Consider the following 18,720-nt stretch of genomic DNA (forward strand, 5'->3'; position numbering starts at 1 on the left):
AGGGAGTAACAAAGCGCTTCATCTTGGTATAAAATAGCCATTTACGTGAATTGAATGTTAGGAACGATCGGCAATGGCTGAATACGTATATACCATGTCGCGCGTGAGCAAAATTGTGCCACCAAAGCGACAAATTCTTAAAGACATCTCTCTGAGCTTCTTCCCTGGCGCTAAAATCGGTGTTTTGGGTCTGAACGGTGCAGGTAAATCTACCCTACTGCGCATCATGGCGGGAATCGATACTGACATCGATGGCGAAGCACGTCCACAACCAGGTCTAAACGTAGGTTACCTACCTCAGGAGCCGGTACTGGATGAATCTAAGACTGTTCGTGAAATCGTTGAAGAAGCCGTTTCTGACGTTGCGGGTGCCATGAAGCGTCTTGACGAAGTATACGCAGCATACGCTGAACCAGATGCTGACTTCGACGCGCTTGCGAAAGAACAAGGTGAACTAGAAGCGCTTATCCAAGCGAAAGAAGGTCACAACCTTGAAAACGCACTAGAGCGCGCGGCTGACGCACTCCGTCTTCCAGAGTGGGATCAAAAGATCGAGCACCTATCCGGTGGTGAGCGTCGCCGTGTTGCGATCTGTCGTCTACTGCTTTCGAAGCCAGACATGCTACTTCTAGACGAACCAACCAACCACTTGGATGCAGAATCTGTCGCTTGGCTAGAACGCTTCCTAGTGGATTACACAGGTACCGTTGTAGCAATCACCCACGACCGTTACTTCCTAGACAACGCTGCTGGTTGGATTCTAGAACTTGACCGTGGTGAAGGTATTCCATGGCAAGGTAACTACACCTCTTGGCTAGAGCAAAAAGATGCGCGTCTACAACAAGAAGCGTCTCAAGAGAAAGCTCGTCAAAAAACCATCGAGAAAGAGCTTGAATGGGTTCGTCAAAACCCGAAAGGTCGTCAGTCTAAGTCTAAAGCGCGTATGGCTCGCTTCGAAGAACTGCAAAGCGGTGATCGTCAAAAACGTAACGAGACTAACGAACTGTTCATTCCACCAGGTGAGCGTCTAGGTGATAAGGTTATCGAAGTGAATAACCTCACTAAGTCATTTGACGGCCGAGTACTGATTGATGATCTATCATTCAGCATTCCTAAAGGTGCTATCGTAGGTATCATTGGTGCCAACGGTGCGGGTAAGTCGACACTATTCAAGATGTTAAGCGGTACAGAGCAACCTGACGCGGGCACAATCGAAATGGGTGACACGGTTAAGCTGGCATCTGTGGATCAGTTCCGTGATTCAATGGATGACTCAAAAACGGTTTACCAAGAGATTTCTGAAGGCGCGGACATCATCAAGATCAACAACTTCGAAATCCCTGCTCGTGCTTACTGTTCTCGCTTTAACTTCAAAGGCTCAGATCAACAAAAAGTGATCGGCGAGTTGTCAGGCGGTGAGCGTAACCGTGTACACCTTGCTAAGCTACTTAAAGCGGGCGGTAACGTTCTGCTACTCGATGAGCCAACCAACGACCTTGACGTTGAGACTCTGCGTGCTCTAGAAGAAGCGCTACTCGAGTTCCCTGGCTGTGCCATGGTTATCTCGCACGACCGTTGGTTCCTAGACCGTATCGCAACACACATCATCGATTACCGCGATGAAGGTCAGGTGAACTTCTACGAAGGTAACTATACTGAGTACATGGAGTGGCTGAAGAAGACCTTAGGTCCAGAAGCAGCAGAGCCGCATCGCATCAAGTACAAGCGTATTGCGAAGTAATTTTACTCTCTCAGACGTTAACGCTTGAAATTTGTTCAAAGGCCGCTTAAATTAGCGGCCTTTATTATATAGCTCACAATACGGATAATTATTCTGATTGATGATGCTAAATAATGCGAACGACTCCGCATAGCTGTATTTTTAATTTTGTTACTCTGAGAGTTCAAATTAAGAGAGAAAACTATGATAGAACGCCGTCGTTTTTCGCGTATTGTTTATCGCGCCCCAGCAGTACTGAAGCAAGCTATGAATGCTGTTGAAGCTTCAATCAGTGACTTGTCGTTACATGGCTTATTGATTAGCTGTGAACAAGCCGCCCTGCTCAATGCGAATGAACAAATCGATGTAGAATTTTCGCTTCCAGGAAGTGATGTAACGATCCAACTCGTAGGGAACATTGTTGGGGTTAATAACAATATGATCCGTCTCAGCATTGATCATATTGATATTGAAAGTATCGGGCATCTCAAGCGACTAATTGAACTCAATGTAGGTGATGATGAGTTATTGCATCGTGATATCGAGCACTTGTCTGACCTAGGTGAATACACCTAACGAAAGCAGTATGTCCAATAAAATTACCATCTTTATCCCAGATGCTTCTGGGGTACAACATTTTCATGTCTCTAGAAAGAGCTTAATAATACTCCTATCCACACTCTTGATTACAGTTGTGGCCTGCGGCACATTTTTTTACCAGACTTGGCAAGAGAAACGCGCCGCCCAGCATAACTACAGCCTCTTGATGACTCAGCTAACCTACTCAGAGCAAGAGCGAAGCGAACTCGAGCAACTCTATGAAGAGCAGGTCAACGAAACTCATGCGGTCACTCAAGAGCTCGAAGATAAGAAAAACGAAATCCAGATACTCGGTAAGCGCGTATTCGATGTGGAGTCGGTACTAGGACTCGCCAATGAAGAAAGTCTGGGTGAACAAAACTTAGAAGATCGTTTGGACGCCGCAGCCGTTGACTCCGCGGTTAGAGCAACCATGTTCCGTATGATTCCAAATGATACGCCAATGGAGTACTTGCGTATTTCATCTTCTTACGGCCGCCGTACTAACCCCATCACCGGCAAGCGCCACACGCACACGGGGATCGATTTGACCTGCAAGCGCGGAGAAGAAATTTACGCCCCAGCAGATGGTGTGGTTGAGACAGTACGTCCAAGCTCAAAAGGCTACGGCAATTATCTCACCTTGCGTCACTCTTTCGGATTCATGAGCTCATACGCGCATTTGTCTCGATTTAAAGTGCGCAGCGGTCAGTTTGTTAGCAAAGGAGATTTGATTGCTACCTGTGGTAACTCTGGCAACTCAACAGGGCCGCACCTGCACTACGAGGTACGCTTCTTAGGTCGAGCGCTCAACCCGCAATACACGATGGACTGGAGCCCTGAGAACTTTAACTACCTCTTTGAGAAAGAGAAAAAAGTAAAATGGGGACCGCTCGTTCAGTTAATTGATAACACGGTTAGACTTCAAGTCAACTTGACCAATAAACCTTATCAAGATAGCTCGGTCAGCACGGTAAAAAACGAGCCAGAGCAAGCAATCGAGAACGTAACCGTCCAATAGATTATTCCAACAAAAAAGAGCGACCAAATGGTCGCTCTTTTGCTGTTTACCCTCGATGGATAGAATCGTTGGCTTGTTTGAGCAAATTCTGGCTCTCGTTCATAAACTGCTGAGAGTAATCGCCAAACCAGTCACTCACCTTATTAAAACTAGTGACAAATGCCTGTTTATCTTTGCTATCGAGCACTTGTAATGCCTCCCCAAAACATTGGTGGAAACGCTTGATCATGGCAATGTTTTCATCCGAAGAGAGGATGATATCGCCGTAAAGGTTCGGGTCTTGACCGAACAGCCTTCCTACCATTGCCAATTCCAAACGGTAGATTGGCGAACTTAACTTCAGCAGCTTATCAATACTTGGATTTTCACGACTCAAATGTAAGCCATAGGCAAACGAGGTAAAGTGTCTCAGCGCCTGAATCAGCGTCATACCATGATCGTGCTCACTAGCATCAATCTGACACAGACTTGCTCCCCAAATAGAGAACTGCTTCAGCAACCACTGGTAATGCTCTTCACCTCGACCATCACAGTAGACAATCACTTGCTTAGCCAAACTTGGGACATCCGGACCAAACATTGGGTGCAAGCCCACAACTGGCCCCGAGTGGACGTTTAACATCGCTTGCAGAGGCTTGGATTTAATCGAGGTCAAATCACATAGGATGCAGTCATCAGGAAGTTGGGATAGCTTTTCAATCACCCCCTCTGTCAGGTGAATAGGCACAGTTACGACAACCATACCTGCGTTTTCGAGAATCTCATCAGCGCGGTGCCAATCTTGACTGCCCAACACCTTTACATCGTAACCAGACAGTTTAAACATTCGTCCGAATAAACCACCTAATTGACCATTACCACCGACAATGACCACTGAACGCAATTCTGGATTGAGGCACTTAAAGCCCGAATCTTTTTCACTGGCGTAAGATTCACGCATTGTGCGGCGCAGAATGTCTTCGATAAGTTGAGGCGGCACCCCTTTCTTCTCGGCTTCTTCTCTGCGTGAGGCCAGCATAGCTGCTTCTCTGTCCGGAGCATATATAGGTAAGCCATGTTCACTCTTAACTTCACCGACCTTTTCCACCAGCGAAAGTCGCTGAGCCAATAAATCTAAAATCTGCTTATCTACTGCGTCAATTTGATCACGCAACTCGTTCAGTTCAACAGCCATTCACTTTCCTTATCTCTTGTCGGCGATGATTACTTCAGACGATCTTCTAAAAATGGCACAAGTTCTTTGTGTGCATGACGTAATAGTGCCTCAGTTGTATCCCAATTGATACATGCGTCGGTAATAGAAACACCGTATTGCATTTCACTTAACGGAATGTCCGATGACTGGTTACCTTCATTGATATGGCTTTCAATCATCAAGCCAATAATTGATTTGTTACCTTCACGAATTTGGTGAATCACATCCTCTGCAACTAAAGGCTGACGACGAAAATCTTTGCGTGAGTTAGCGTGGCTGCAATCCACCATCAAAGAGGCATCTAAGCCAGATTTCGCCATGTCTTGCTCACACTCAGTAACAGACACAGAATCGTAGTTAGTTTGCTTACCACCACGTAAAATCACATGACCATTAGGGTTCCCTTGGGTGGTTAATAGCGCGACTTGACCTTCTCGATTGATTCCCATGAAACGATGGCTCGAAGAGGCGGCTTGCATCGCATTGATCGCCGTAGCAAGGCTTCCGTCCGTACCATTTTTAAAGCCGATTGGCATAGATAGACCACTCGCCATTTCACGGTGCGTTTGTGATTCCGTCGTACGCGCGCCGATCGCCGCCCAGCTAAAGGTATCTGCCAAGTATTGAGGACTAATTGGATCCAGCGCTTCGGTCGCAAGTGGAATCTCCATCTCTGCCAGATCCACTAGAAGCTCGCGGCCGACATGAAGGCCATGCTCAATATCAAATGAACCATCGAGGTGTGGGTCATTAATGAGACCTTTCCACCCTACAGTGGTACGTGGTTTTTCAAAGTAAACACGCATAACAATGTACAGCTGGTCATTTAGCTCTGCAGAAAGAGCTTTAAGGCGACGCGCATAATCCTTTGCTGCGTCTACATCATGAATTGAGCAAGGGCCGCATACCACAAGTAAGCGATGATCTTTTTTATGAATGATATCGGCAACGGTTTGACGTGATTCTTGAATCGAGCGACGTGCATTATCACTCAGAGGGATTTTGGCTTTTAGCTCTTCCGGTGTGATAAGAACTTGTTCTTCACTGATATTGATGTTGCTGAGTTCACTTTTCTGCATAACTTTAAACCTGTACATTTAATTTTACACCCAATTATCCTTTCATATTGAGCGAGGAATAACGAAACAATAACAGGCTAAATTTAGATTTCAACCGTAAACTTAAAAAAACACCATGCGTAAACTTTTATTTACAAATAGTATTTTTTACATCTAAAGATAAAAATCGCGAGTCAAGCATACTTTCTGTAGGGAAAGTTTTCTAAAATAGTTGAAAACCAACAACTGAAAAAGTTATGGACTTAATTCTCTCCCTGCTTCAGCAGATGTGTGTCTATCTTGTTCTTGCCTACATGCTGAGTAAGACACCCATTTTTCTGCCACTGTTTACCATTTCCAACCGACTGTCGCACAAAGTCACGGTTTACGTGCTGTTTTCACTATTTTGCGTGATGGGAACTTACTTTGGATTGCAGATCAACGATGCAATCGCCAATACAAGGGCGATCGGTGCTGTGATGGGCGGGTTATTCGGCGGTCCAGTGGTGGGATTTTTTGTCGGCTTAACCGGAGGCATCCATCGTTATACGCTCGGTGGCTTTACCGACTTGGCGTGCACCATATCGACCACTGCTGAAGGACTGATTGGCGGATTACTCCATACCTACCTTGTGCGTAAAGGGAAAAGCGACCAACTGTTTAACCCCAGCGTCGTGTTTGCTGTAACACTAGTGGCCGAGATCGTCCAAATGGTGATCATCTTAATCGTCGCCAAACCCTTTATCCAAGCCTATGACTTGGTCTCCGCCATTGCAGCGCCAATGATAATTGCCAACTCCGTTGGTGCAGCGCTGTTTATGAGTATCCTTCTGGATCGAAAAACCATTTTTGAAGAATACTCCGCCACCTTTTCACGTCGAGCATTGAATATTGCAGAACGCTCCGTCGGTATACTCGCTTCTGGGTTCAACAGTCAAAACGCTGAAAAAATCGCTCGAATCATTTATGAAGAGACCAATGTCGGCGCCGTCTCAATCACTGATGACCAAAAAATTCTGGCTTTTGTCGGCATTGGCGATGATCACCACAAACCCGAAACTCCCATCTCATCACAAAGCACTTTAGATGCAATTGGCCAAAATGACATTATCTACCTTGATGGAAAAGAAAAGCCTTACCAATGTTCACTCAATCCAGACTGCAAACTCGGCTCTGCCTTGATTATTCCGCTGCGAGCGGGTGACAAAGTCATCGGCACCATTAAGCTTTATGAGCCTAAACGTAAACTGTTCTCGACCATCAATATGTCGATGGCTGAAGGTATCGCACAACTCCTCTCGAGCCAGATCTTGTTTGGTGACTATCAACAAAAACGAACCTTACTTGCTCAAGCCGAAATTAAGTTGTTGCATGCTCAGGTCAACCCACATTTCTTGTTTAATGCATTGAACACCATCAGTGCCGTCGTCAGGCGAGATCCCAACAAAGCACGTGAGCTCATCCAACATTTGTCTCAGTTCTTTCGTAGTAATTTGAAACAAAGCATCGAGACGGTAACGCTGGAAGAAGAGTTGGCACATGTGAATGCGTACCTGACGATAGAAAAAGCGCGCTTCACCGATCGACTAGAAGTTGAAATCGATATTGATAAAAACCTGCTGCAACGTAAACTGCCCACCTTCACACTGCAGCCTCTGGTCGAAAATGCCATTAAACATGGTATTTCCCATCTACTTGAAGGTGGCCAAATCAAAATTTATAGCCAGCAGAAAGAACACGGCGTGCAGATCACAGTCGAGGATAATGCGGGGAGCTATCGTCCTCCCCATGACGAGCACGTTGGACTAGGGATGCAAATTGTTGATAAACGTCTTACCAATAAATTTGGACGTGCGGCGGCTCTCACAATTGAAGTTGAAGCGAACCAATCGACCCGAATGAGCTTTATCATTCCCGATGAAAACACGTATTAAGGTACACGCATGCTATCTGCAGTAGTCATTGATGACGAATTGTTTGCTCGTGAAGAGTTAACAGAACTCTTGGAAGAGACCGGAAAAATTGAAGTCATAGCCCAAGCCAGCAATGCCATTGAAGGCCTAAAGTTTATCAACCAACTCAAGCCAGATGTGGTGTTCCTTGATATCCAAATGCCGCAAATTACGGGCATTGAACTGCTTGGAATGCTAGATCCAGATACCATGCCCAAAGTGGTGTTTGTCACTGCGTATGACGAATTCGCCATTCAAGCATTTGAAGATAACGCCTTTGACTACCTGCTCAAACCTGTGGATACCCAACGCCTAGACAAAACGGTGCGTCGCTTGCTCAAATCTCAGCAAAATACGTTAGAGCAAATCAGCGCCGTCTCTCCACAATGTTTGGATCAAATCCCGTGTATTGGTTTGAATCGCATCGTGATCATCCCGACCAAAGAAGTCGAGTTCGCCTACAGCGATATTAGTGGCGTACATGTGCAAACGGCGCAGCAAAAGGCGACCTCTCAGTTGACACTAAAAGTACTGGAAGAAAAAACCAACTTAGTGCGCTGCCATCGACAATTCTTAATCAATGTCCAAGCGATTAAAGAGATAAAACTATTAGAAAATGGACTAGCTGAGATTGTCACCACCAGCGATCACCCGCTGCCCGTGAGCCGCCGATACCTCAAAAGTCTCAAAGAATTATTGGGCTTCCATTAAGCTATGAACTTCTTAAAAAAACAGCCACTCAATGTGGCGGTTATTTTATTGCTCAGTAATGCGTTTCATCGCTTCTGATGCTTGCTTCCACTCGTCACTGGATTGAACCTGCGACAAGGTAAAACTTTGCTGCTTGAGCAGTACCTCGGCTCCCGGCGTTTCCATAATCGGCAGGTTATCTAACACCTCTACCTGCGCCTGTCGATTGTTGCACACCAGAATCATATCGCACCCAGCCACCATCGCTTGGTGAGCTCGCTCGGCTGGACCGCCCATGATCGCAGCGCCTTCCATAGAGAGATCATCAGAAAAAACAATGCCTTTAAAGCCAAGTTGCTCTCGCAGTACTTGCTGCAACCAATACGCAGAGCCGCTAGCAGGTTGATCGTCATAATGGGGGTAAATCACATGTGCAGGCATCATTGCGTCTAAGATGCCACTGTCGATTTGAGCCTTAAATACCTGCATATCAACATGAAAAATTGTGTCACGTTGATCGTACGGAGTCTCCAAATGAGAATCTGCCACCACCCCACCATGACCGGGAAAATGCTTACCCGTGGTTGCCATTCCAACTGACTTCATCCCCTGCATATAAGCGGTGCTATGACGTACTATCGACTCAACATCATCGCCAAACGCTCGGTTGCCGATCGCCTTACATTGATGCCCTTTATCCAATACAGGCGCGAAGCTCAGATCAATATCGTGAGCAATCAGCTCTGCCGCCATCAGCCAGCCAGCTTGTCGGGCGAGCACCTCACCGTCGGCTCGCTTTGCAAACTCTTGCGCTGCAGGAATGATCGTAAAGCCCTCACGAAAACGTTGTACACGGCCCCCTTCTTGATCGACACCGATTAAGATAGGACGTTTTGCCGCTCGGCGAATGGACTGATTGAGTGCCAAGAGTTGTTGATTATCATGATAATTACGTGAAAAAAGGATCACGCCACCAACCGTCGGGTGCTCTAGAATTTCTTTATCTTCTGCGGTTAGCTCACAGCCTTCCACATCCAGCCATAATGGTCCCATAATTGCTCCAGCCAAACTGAATTTTCGCTATGCTGCCGAGAGTATTAGGATTATTCTCTGTTTACAATGGAATCTCTGTCAGGCGTAGTAAAATTTGGGTATGACGACAAAAGAGCGATATATCGGAGTGATGTCCGGCACCAGTCTAGATGGTGTCGATACTGTTATTATTGAAATGGACTCTGGGCAGCCCAAGCTGTTGGCTGCCAATGACTACCCTTATCCCGAACAGCTTAAGCAGCGCGTCCTTAACGTCTGTACCGGTCAAGCCACCAATTTAGTCGACATTGGTCAACTAGATCATGAGCTCGGTCTTCTCTACGCTAACGCCATTCAAGCCTTGCTCGATAAAAGTGGCTATCAAGCCGATCAAATTTGCGCCATCGGCAATCACGGTCAAACGGTCTACCACAACCCTAGTGCCCCACTCCCATTTACGATCCAGTTGGGTGATGCCAATATCATTGCCGCTCGCACAGGAATCACGACGATTGCTGATTTTAGGCGCAAAGATATCGCGTTAGGAGGTCAAGGTGCCCCTTTAGTGCCCGCTTTTCACCAAGCGCTCTTTGAACCTCAAGACGCCACCACGATCATCCTCAATATTGGGGGGATCGCTAATATTTCAGTTGTTCAACCAGGCAAAGCCGTCTTAGGTTACGATACGGGACCTGGGAACATGCTCATGGACGCTTGGTGTCAAAAACAGTTGGGCCTAGCGTTTGATCGCGGCGCGCAATTCGCTTTACAAGGAGATATTCACCAGCCTCTACTGAATGATCTTCTAAGCGAACCCTATTTTGCGCTACCTGCGCCGAAAAGTACCGGAAGAGAGTTATTCAATCTTGAGTGGCTAAACAGCAAGCTGGCAGAGCACTCTGTATCTGCTGAAGATGTCCAACGCACTTTATGCGAGTTTAGCGCACTAACCATTTCTCAGCAGGTCGAAGCATTTGCCTCTGGCCTGTTACCAGAACTACTCGTCTGCGGTGGCGGCGCACGTAATCCGCTCCTTATGGATCGCTTACAAGCCTTGTTACCACAATGGAAGGTGGCAACAACGGACTGCCGAGGTATCGACGGCGACAATATGGAAGCAATGGCCTTTGCTTGGCTTGCCTATCGCCGCATGCATAATCTGCCAAGTAATCTTCCCGAAGTCACCGGAGCCTCAAAAGCGGTATCTCTTGGTGTGATATATTTTGCTGACAATTAGGACCTAACATGACTAACGATGCACTGATCGCTGCACTTTCTCACCTTGTCTCAGAAGGCCGGAATCCTGAAACTATGGACATCGACCTTCTTCCTTCCCTTGAGATTGTGCAAAGAATTAATCAACAAGATCAATTGGTACCACTTGCGGTAGAAAAGGTGCTTCCCGAAATTGCACTGGCTGTAGACAAAATCACCGAAGCCTTCAAAGTGGGCGGTCGGCTTATCTACATGGGTGCAGGCACCAGTGGGCGCTTGGGCGTTTTGGATGCGTCTGAATGTCCGCCAACGTTTGGCGTCTCAGATCAAATGGTAATAGGCTTAATCGCAGGGGGGCCAGATGCAATTTTGAAAGCCAAAGAGGGAGCGGAAGACTCACTCACCTTAGGCGTCGATGACCTTAAATCAATCCAGTTTAGTCAGAAAGATGTGGTCGTCGGCATCGCAGCGAGTGGACGAACGCCTTATGTTATTGGCGCATTGGAGTACGCAAATGAGATGAGTGCAACGACCATTGCCCTTTCGTGTAATCCCGATTCTACCATTGCTGATATCGCCGACATTGCGATAAGCCCGGTGGTTGGCCCAGAAGCGCTCACCGGCTCAACCCGATTAAAATCCGGTACCGCGCAAAAGTTAGTGCTTAATATGCTTACCACAGCAAGTATGATTCGTTTGGGTAAAAGTTACCAAAACCTCATGGTCGATGTGAAAGCCACCAATAAAAAGTTGGTTGCGCGTGCTGCTCGAATCGTGATGCAAGCCACTGACTGCGATAAAAATCAGGCCACCAACACACTCGAACAGACCGACTACGATGTAAAACTGGCGATTCTCATGATTCTAACAGGTATGGATCTTCCCTCTGCTCGTAAGCAGTTGCATCACCAAGATGGCTTTCTACGAAAAGCGGTGCAGCATCATCACAATCAATCCTAGTTCAGTCGAAAGGGAGAGCCTCTCTCCCTTAATCCCAACTATTGGTTGAAGTCGTTCCAACCCCGTTGCCATTCCATACGGAATTTCTGCCCATATTGAGTACCTTCGCAGACCCCTTCGTAGTATTGACCAGATAAGCCAATCTGATAAGCAAAATTAGGGTTACAGTATTCGTTCACTCCATCCATATACCCTTGTTCATATTCCCCATATTTGGCAGAACCAAGACGGGAAAGGTTCTTGACTGAGCGCTGAGTGTGACCTGCCACACCATCTTGATAACCAATTTGATACCAATCCCCTTGTTGGGCAAGCTCTTCTGGAGAGGCCGAGCACGCTGCCAGTAGGATGGAGAGTAAGCCGATGATCAGTTTTCTCATTGTTTTTTCTTCATTTTCTTGGATTCTTATTTAACTAAACCACTAAACACCCCAAATTGCCACTTACGAACGATGAAAACCACTTAACTGACGTCGATACCGTTCAATTCTGGATACGACCACTCACTTCATAAGCGAATGTTTCTTTCTTAATCCTTCCGTAATATGCATCGTGAGCTTAAATACTAAGGAGCAAGTGTTATGTTGTGGTTTTTGACCTGTGTGGCGGCATTGATTGGCGGCTACTTTATTTACGGAGCTTTCGTTGAGAAAGTGTTTGGCATCAACGAAAAACGCCAGACACCTGCTCATACGAAAACGGATGGTGTCGACTATGTACCGATGTCGACCAAAAAGGTTTACCTTGTCCAGTTGCTGAACATCGCAGGGGTTGGTCCAATCTTTGGTCCAATCATGGGTGCACTATACGGCCCTGCTGCCATGCTTTGGATTGTGATTGGCTGTATTTTCGCTGGCGCAGTTCATGACTACTTCTCAGGGATGTTGTCCGTGCGTAATGGCGGAGCTTCAGTCCCAACTATCACAGGTCGTTACTTAGGTAATGGCGCAAAACACTTTATGAACATTTTTGCCATTGTCCTCCTACTGCTTGTTGGTGTCGTTTTCGTTTCTGCTCCGGCGGGTATGATCACAAACCTTATCAATGATCAAACTAGCCTAAGCGTTAGCATGACGACTATGGTTGTTGCTATCTTTGCTTACTACATCATCGCGACGATTGTTCCTGTCGACAAGATCATTGGCCGCTTCTACCCACTGTTTGGTGCACTTCTCATCTTCATGTCTGTTGGCTTGATGACTGCGGTCGCTTTCTCGAGCGAGCATACTGTGATGGGTGATTTCCAAGTCAGCGATATGTTTACAAACCTTAACCCGAACGATATGCCTCTGTGGCCAGCACTATTTATCACCATTGCTTGTGGTGCGATTTCTGGCTTCCATGCGACGCAATCTCCACTGATGGCTCGCTGTATGGAAAATGAGAAAAACGGTCGCTTCGTATTCTATGGCGCAATGATTGGTGAAGGCGTGATTGCTCTTATCTGGTGTGCGATTGCCCTATCGTTCTTCGGCAACCTAGATGCGCTATCTGAAGCCGTGAAAAATGGTGGCCCTGGTAATGTCGTCTATAGCGCTTCATTTGGCTTGCTGGGTGTGTTTGGCGGTGTGATTGCTTTCTTAGGTGTGGTGATTCTTCCTATTACATCGGGTGACACTGCGTTCCGCTCTAGCCGCTTAATCCTAGCTGAGTACTTTAACGTTGACCAAAAAGCACTGCGTAATCGCCTAATGATGGCCGTTCCACTGTTTGTCATTGGTGGTATCTTGACTCAAGTTGATTTCGGTATTATCTGGCGCTACTTCGGCTTCGCAAACCAATCAACGGCCGTTATGATGCTTTGGACCGCTTCTGCTTACTTGCTTCGTCATAACAAAATGCACTGGATTACAACCGTTCCGGCTCTATTCATGACAACGGTATGTGCAACGTTCATCCTTAACAACAGCACACTAGGCTTTGGCCTACCGATTCAGGTATCAACAGTCTCTGGCATCCTCTTCGCCATCGCTATCGCAGCATACGTCATCAAAACCTCGAAAGGTAAAGGTGAAACTGACTTAGCTGATGAAGAGAAACCACAAGCAGTCACAGAAACTGCCTAAGCTAATGCACTTCGCTTGCAAACATTTAAGGCTCCTTCGGGAGCCTTTTCTTTAGAGAGACAAAATCAAAAAAGCCAGCGATAAACGCTGGCTTATTGGGTTTTAATGCAAACCTAGTCGACTTGCTTGATTTGTAGCTCTTTAGGCACTTCAAAGAACATATTTTCTTCACGGCCTTGGATTTCTTCAACAGAACGGGTGCCAACCAACTCTTTGATGCGTTCAAGAATTTGATTCACGAGCTCTTCAGGTGCAGATGCGCCGGCGGTTACGCCAACTTTCACTTTACCTTCGAACCACTCAGGTTTGATATCTTCTGGGCAGTCAGTCAAGTAACCTGGTGTTCCCAGCTTTTCTGCTAGCTCTTTCAAACGTGTTGAGTTTGATGAGTTTTTCGAGCCAACAACAATCACTACGTCAACATCTGTCGCCATTTCACGCACCGCATCTTGACGGTTTTGTGTCGCGTAACAAATATCGTCTTTACGCGGCCCTTGAATCTCTGGAAATACTCGACGTAGCTCTTCAATCACATCCGCCGTTTCATCTACAGATAGTGTGGTTTGACTTACATAATGAAGGTTGCTTGGGTCTTTCACTTTGTCTTTCAACCCTACGACGTCAGCGGGTGTCTCAACCAGATACATGCCACCTTGGTCACTAGCATACTGTCCCATCGTACCTTCAACTTCTGGGTGCCCTGCGTGACCAATCAATACAACCTCCATATGCTTACGACTCGCGCGAGCCACTTCCATATGAACTTTGGTCACAAGAGGACAAGTCGCATCAAAGACGGTTAAGTCACGCTCTTTCGCTTCTTTGCGTACAGCTTGAGACACACCATGAGCAGAGAAAATGACAATGTTATCGTCCGGCACTTCATGCAGCTCTTCGACAAAGATTGCCCCACGCTGTTTAAGCCCCTCGACAACGAAGCGGTTATGCACGACTTCATGGCGTACATAAATCGGTGGCTGATACATTTCTAATGCACGCTCAACGATACTGATCGCTCGATCAACACCGGCACAAAAACCGCGTGGGTTTGCTAAAAGGATTTTCATTTCATTGCTCATGATGTTTATGTTTTCGCTCTGGCTCGCTATTCTACTGACAAAATCTCGACTTCAAAAGTCACATCTTGCCCTGCAAGAGGGTGGTTGAAATCAACCGTCACCGAGTCTCCCGCGATTTCTGTAATGATTCCAGGAATTTCCATACCATCACGGCCAGAGAAGGCCATGATCGTACCAACTTCCACTTCGGCATCACCAATAAACTTTGCACGATCCATATAATGAATATTATCTGGGTTTGGCATACCAAATGCGTCTGCGGCTTTAAGCTCAATCACTTTCTGGTCACCGGCCTTCAAGCCAATTAAACATTGTTCAAAGTTTTCACTGAGGCTGCCATCACCGATAACTAATTTAGCGGGCTTACCCATATTATGAGTGCTATCAGCCACTGCGCCGTCATTCATCTTGATAGTAAAATGCAGAGTTACTGCGGAGTCTTGGGCAATTGTCGTCACGTTACTGCTTCCTTGGCGTTGTTGTTATTTTATCGATGCTAGAAAGGCACACCGATTAGCGCTTCAACATAAAGAAAAGCGCTGCCCGAATCAACCGACAGCGCTTAAGGTTATTCGCTCAATCACGAATTATGCTTTAGCTTCTTCTTTGTTACGAAAGCCATCAAGAATAATCATGGCAGCACCAATACAAATGGTCGTATCTGCCAAATTGAAAGCAGGCCAATGATAATCTCCCCAGAAGAAGTCCAGGTAGTCCACGACAAAACCATGCACAACACGATCAAACACGTTACCCACAGCTCCGCCAATAATCATCGCATACGCTATGTTGTTCCATTTCTCTTTGCTTGGTAGCTTGCTCATCCAATAGGTCAGCATACCGGTTACAACAAACGCAATACCGGTAAACAACCAACGCTGCCAGCCCGCTTGGTCACTCAGAAAGCTGAATGCCGCACCGTAGTTGTGAACATACAACAGGTTAAAGAAAGGCAATACCTCAATACGGTTTGCCCAGCCATACCCCATGTTGTCCATCACAAACAACTTGATACCTATATCAGCAAAGAAGATCACAATGGCTAACCACAGCCAACGTACACCTGATTGTTTTAATGGAATGTTTGACATCTTATCCCTTAAAGCATTAAGCCTAAAAATAACCCCAGTAGATACTGGGGCTATAAATTAACAATAAAGTTCCACTTCGGATTGCTCTAAATTATTGGTGTTGTAGCAAGGCGACAAATTTACGAGACTCCTGAGCATAGTTGTCCTATGTGATGGAGCTGGTCCGGCAACCCGGAGTAAATGCAGTCAACGCCGCTACAGCGCCAAGAATGACAAGCAATTACGCAAATTTGCGAACTTCACCTTCACCATCAACGTTAGATACGCAACGACCACAGATCTTCTCATGACCTGCAATTGTGCCTACGTCTGGTGTATGGTGCCAGCAACGGTCACATTTCTCGTTTTCTGTCGCTTTAACTTCAACAAACAGACCTTCAACGTCAGTCGCTTGCGCTGCTTCAGACTTCTCGCTTAGAGGCTTAACAACTGCCGCTGAAGTCAGTAGTGCAAAGCGTAGCTCATCTTCAAGCTTGCTTAGTTTCACCACTAGAGCGTCATCAGCGTAAAGCGTTACTTCTGCTTGTAGCGAACCACCAATGATCTTCTCTTTACGAGCATCTTCTAGTAGCTTGTTCACACTACCACGAACTGATTGAACGTCCGACCAGAACTCGTTATTCAGCTCTTCGCCTTCAGCAAGACCGAATAGGCCTTCGAACCACTCGCCAGTGAATACGAACTTATCACGCTCGCCCGGCATCTCGTTCCAGATTTCATCTGCAGTGAATGACATGATTGGCGCCATCCAACGAACTAATGCTTCTACGATGTAGTAAAGCGCTGTCTGACAGCTACGTTGCGCATGGCCGCCACGTTTCGCTGTGTATTGACGGTCTTTGATAACATCTAGGTAGAATGAGCCCATTTCGATAGAACAGAACTGCATTAGACGCTGAGTTACAGCGTGCGTGTTGTACTCACCGTACGCTTTTACAATCTCTTCTTGCGCAGCTAGAGCGCGACCTACTGCCCAGCGGTCTAGAGCAACCATTTCTTCAGCAGGAACAAGATCCGTTGCTGGGTTGAAACCGCTTAGGTTGGCTAGGAAGAAACGCGCTGTGTTACGGATACGACGGTACGCATCTGCAGAACGTTTTAGAATTTCATCAGAAACCGCAACTTCACCTGTGTAGTCAGTTGAAGCAACCCATAGACGCAGGATATCTGCACCTAGCTTGTTCGTTACATCTTTTGGTGCAACGACGTTACCGATAGATTTAGACATCTTACGGCCTTGACCATCAACCACGAAGCCGTGAGTTAGCACTTGCTTGTATGGCGCTTCGTCTTTCATCGCGATAGATGAAATCAGTGAAGATTGGAACCAACCACGGTGTTGGTCAGAACCTTCTAGGTATAGATCTGCCGACGCGCCGTTGTACTCCTCACGAGCATCAACCACTGAGTAGTGAGTCACACCTGAGTCGAACCATACGTCTAGCGTATCAAGCACTTTCTCGTAGTTGTCTGCTTCTTCGCCTAGTAGGTCAGAGATTTCCAGATCCCACCAAGCTTGAATGCCTTTTTCTTCTACTAGCTGAGCAACCTTCTCGATAAGCTCTAGTGTGTTTGGATGCAGTTCTGCCGTCTCCTTATGAACGAACAGAGCAATTGGCACGCCCCAAGTACGTTGACGAGAGATACACCATTCTGGGCGACCTTCAATCATACCTTCGATTCGGCTTTGGCCCCACTCAGGCATCCACTCAACACCTTTGATTGACTCTAGTGCTTTTGCACGAAGGCCAGCTTGGTCCATAGAGACGAACCATTGTGGTGTTGCACGGAAGATGATTGGCGTTTTGTGTCTCCAACAGTGTGGGTAGCTATGCTCATAAGCGTGGTGATGTAGAAGCGCGCCTTTCTCTTTTAGCGTTTCAACCACTGCATCGTTTGCTTTAAATACGTGCTGACCAGCAAATAGCTCAGTATCTGGCAAGTAAACGCCGTTTGAGCCGACTGGGTTAGCTACTTCTAGACCGTACTTGTTACCTACCGCGAAGTCTTCTTGACCGTGACCTGGTGCAGTGTGAACCACACCTGTACCAGATTCAGTGGTTACGTGATCGCCAAGGATCGCAGGAACGGTAAAGTCGTAGAATGGGTGATTAAACTGAGATAGCTCAAGGTCACTACCTTTTGCAAAACCAAGGTTATGGAAGTGCTCGATACCCGCACGATCCATCACGTCTTTCGCTAGCTCAGAAGCAACGATGATACGTTCCTTCGACTCACCTTCTACTTGGATCAAGACATACTCTAGATCATCACGTAGACAGACTGCTCGGTTTGCAGGCAGTGTCCACGGTGTGGTCGTCCAGATTACGATCGAGATATCGCCTTCGCCTTCATGACCTTCGTTCAATGAGAACTTAGATAGAAGCGCTGCTTCATCTGCCGCTTTAAAGCGTACGTCGATAGATGGAGACACTTTATCTTTGTACTCTACTTCTGCTTCAGCAAGCGCTGAGCCACAGTCTGTACACCAGTGAACAGGTTTGAAACCTTTAAGTAGGTGACCGTTATCAGCAATCTTACCTAGTGCACGGATGATGTTTGCTTCTGTCGAAAAATCCATCGTGCGGTACGGCTTGTCCCACTCACCCATGATACCAAGGCGCTTGAAGCTCTCTTTTTGACCTTCTACCTGACCTGCCGCGTACTTACGACACTCTTCACGGAATTCAGCCGCAGAGATTTTTTGGCCTGGTTTGCCTTTTTTCTTTTCTACCATTAGTTCAATTGGTAGGCCGTGACAGTCCCAACCTGGAATGTACGGAGCATCAAAACCAGAAAGTGTTTTGGATTTAATAATAATGTCTTTAAGAATCTTGTTTAGTGCGTGACCAATGTGAATGTCGCCATTCGCGTATGGAGGGCCATCATGTAGAACGAAAGATTTTTTGCCTTTCTTCGCTTCACGGATTGCGCCGTAAAGATCTTCTTTGTACCAACGCTTAAGCATTTCTGGCTCGCGATTCGCCAGATTGCCGCGCATCGGAAACCCTGTTTCAGGAAGGTTCAGGGTATCTTTATACTCACTCATCGATTCTTAATTC

At 46.6% G+C, this 18,720-nt stretch carries 16 protein-coding genes; 8 read left to right on the plus strand and 8 right to left on the minus strand.

What is annotated here, in order from left to right:
- Positions 1–73 precede the first annotated feature (73 nt).
- The 3 genes from ettA to OH458_RS16770 all read left to right on the plus strand — a co-directional run bounded on the left by ettA (position 74) and on the right by OH458_RS16770 (position 3,320).
- Positions 74–1,741, plus strand: coding sequence for an energy-dependent translational throttle protein EttA (gene ettA, locus OH458_RS16760; RefSeq protein ID WP_038137460.1), 1,668 nt, complete (start codon positions 74–76; stop codon positions 1,739–1,741).
- A 183-nt stretch (positions 1,742–1,924) separates the two neighbouring features.
- Positions 1,925–2,296: a PilZ domain-containing protein gene (locus OH458_RS16765; RefSeq protein WP_005475878.1), complete on the plus strand. Its 372-nt coding sequence runs from the start codon at positions 1,925–1,927 to the stop codon at positions 2,294–2,296.
- Between the two features lie 10 nt (positions 2,297–2,306).
- Positions 2,307–3,320, plus strand: a complete 1,014-nt coding sequence (locus tag OH458_RS16770; protein WP_269979188.1) for a M23 family metallopeptidase — start codon at positions 2,307–2,309, stop codon at positions 3,318–3,320.
- A gap of 46 nt (positions 3,321–3,366) precedes the next feature.
- Here the strand turns inward: OH458_RS16770 and tyrA are convergent, their stop codons facing one another.
- Together tyrA and OH458_RS16780 are read right to left on the minus strand one after the other, a co-directional pair.
- On the minus strand, positions 3,367–4,494 hold the full coding sequence (gene tyrA, locus OH458_RS16775) for a bifunctional chorismate mutase/prephenate dehydrogenase (protein ID WP_005475847.1): 1,128 nt from the start codon (positions 4,492–4,494) through the stop codon (positions 3,367–3,369).
- 29 nt (positions 4,495–4,523) lie between these two features.
- Positions 4,524–5,594, minus strand: a complete 1,071-nt coding sequence (locus tag OH458_RS16780) for a 3-deoxy-7-phosphoheptulonate synthase (protein WP_005475883.1) — start codon at positions 5,592–5,594, stop codon at positions 4,524–4,526.
- A gap of 236 nt (positions 5,595–5,830) precedes the next feature.
- On the opposite strand from OH458_RS16780, the gene OH458_RS16785 reads away from it, so the two are divergent.
- Both OH458_RS16785 and btsR read left to right on the plus strand, forming a co-directional pair.
- Complete coding sequence (locus OH458_RS16785; protein WP_269979189.1) at positions 5,831–7,507, plus strand: sensor histidine kinase; 1,677 nt, start codon at positions 5,831–5,833, stop codon at positions 7,505–7,507.
- A 9-nt stretch (positions 7,508–7,516) separates the two neighbouring features.
- Positions 7,517–8,236 carry a two-component system response regulator BtsR gene (btsR, locus tag OH458_RS16790; RefSeq protein ID WP_005475860.1) on the plus strand — a complete coding sequence of 240 codons (720 nt, stop codon included), beginning with the start codon at positions 7,517–7,519 and terminating at the stop codon, positions 8,234–8,236.
- 45 nt (positions 8,237–8,281) lie between these two features.
- Here btsR and nagZ read toward each other — a convergent pair whose 3' ends face one another.
- Positions 8,282–9,268 (minus strand): beta-N-acetylhexosaminidase, encoded by a 987-nt coding sequence (gene nagZ / locus OH458_RS16795; protein ID WP_039486397.1) that lies wholly within the window; start codon positions 9,266–9,268, stop codon positions 8,282–8,284.
- Between the two features lie 100 nt (positions 9,269–9,368).
- Between nagZ and OH458_RS16800 the strand changes: the two genes are divergently transcribed.
- Together OH458_RS16800 and murQ are read left to right on the plus strand one after the other, a co-directional pair.
- The gene (locus OH458_RS16800; RefSeq protein ID WP_269979190.1) at positions 9,369–10,484 is read left to right on the plus strand and encodes an anhydro-N-acetylmuramic acid kinase; all 1,116 of its coding nucleotides are present in this window, start codon (positions 9,369–9,371) and stop codon (positions 10,482–10,484) included.
- 8 nt (positions 10,485–10,492) lie between these two features.
- Positions 10,493–11,422 (plus strand): N-acetylmuramic acid 6-phosphate etherase, encoded by a 930-nt coding sequence (gene murQ / locus OH458_RS16805; RefSeq protein ID WP_269979191.1) that lies wholly within the window; start codon positions 10,493–10,495, stop codon positions 11,420–11,422.
- 38 nt (positions 11,423–11,460) lie between these two features.
- Here the strand turns inward: murQ and OH458_RS16810 are convergent, their stop codons facing one another.
- Positions 11,461–11,802 (minus strand): DUF2799 domain-containing protein, encoded by a 342-nt coding sequence (locus tag OH458_RS16810; protein WP_005475877.1) that lies wholly within the window; start codon positions 11,800–11,802, stop codon positions 11,461–11,463.
- Positions 11,803–12,003: 201 nt separating this feature from the next.
- On the opposite strand from OH458_RS16810, the gene OH458_RS16815 reads away from it, so the two are divergent.
- On the plus strand, positions 12,004–13,488 hold the full coding sequence (locus OH458_RS16815; RefSeq protein ID WP_005475862.1) for a carbon starvation CstA family protein: 1,485 nt from the start codon (positions 12,004–12,006) through the stop codon (positions 13,486–13,488).
- A gap of 113 nt (positions 13,489–13,601) precedes the next feature.
- Here OH458_RS16815 and ispH read toward each other — a convergent pair whose 3' ends face one another.
- From ispH to ileS, 4 genes are all read right to left on the minus strand, one after another.
- Entirely contained in the window at positions 13,602–14,567 is a 966-nt protein-coding gene (gene ispH, locus OH458_RS16820) for a 4-hydroxy-3-methylbut-2-enyl diphosphate reductase (RefSeq protein ID WP_038137477.1), read from the minus strand.
- Positions 14,568–14,593: 26 nt separating this feature from the next.
- Complete coding sequence (gene fkpB / locus OH458_RS16825) at positions 14,594–15,025, minus strand: FKBP-type peptidyl-prolyl cis-trans isomerase (RefSeq protein ID WP_269979192.1); 432 nt, start codon at positions 15,023–15,025, stop codon at positions 14,594–14,596.
- A gap of 129 nt (positions 15,026–15,154) precedes the next feature.
- Positions 15,155–15,658, minus strand: coding sequence for a signal peptidase II (gene lspA, locus OH458_RS16830; protein WP_005475893.1), 504 nt, complete (start codon positions 15,656–15,658; stop codon positions 15,155–15,157).
- Positions 15,659–15,878: 220 nt separating this feature from the next.
- Positions 15,879–18,707, minus strand: a complete 2,829-nt coding sequence (gene ileS / locus OH458_RS16835) for an isoleucine--tRNA ligase (protein WP_269979193.1) — start codon at positions 18,705–18,707, stop codon at positions 15,879–15,881.
- Between the last annotated feature and the right edge of the window lie 13 nt (positions 18,708–18,720).

Source organism: Vibrio sp. MarTm2 (genome assembly GCF_027587055.1).
In the GTDB taxonomy this organism is placed as follows: Bacteria; Pseudomonadota; Gammaproteobacteria; order Enterobacterales; family Vibrionaceae; genus Vibrio; species Vibrio sinaloensis_D.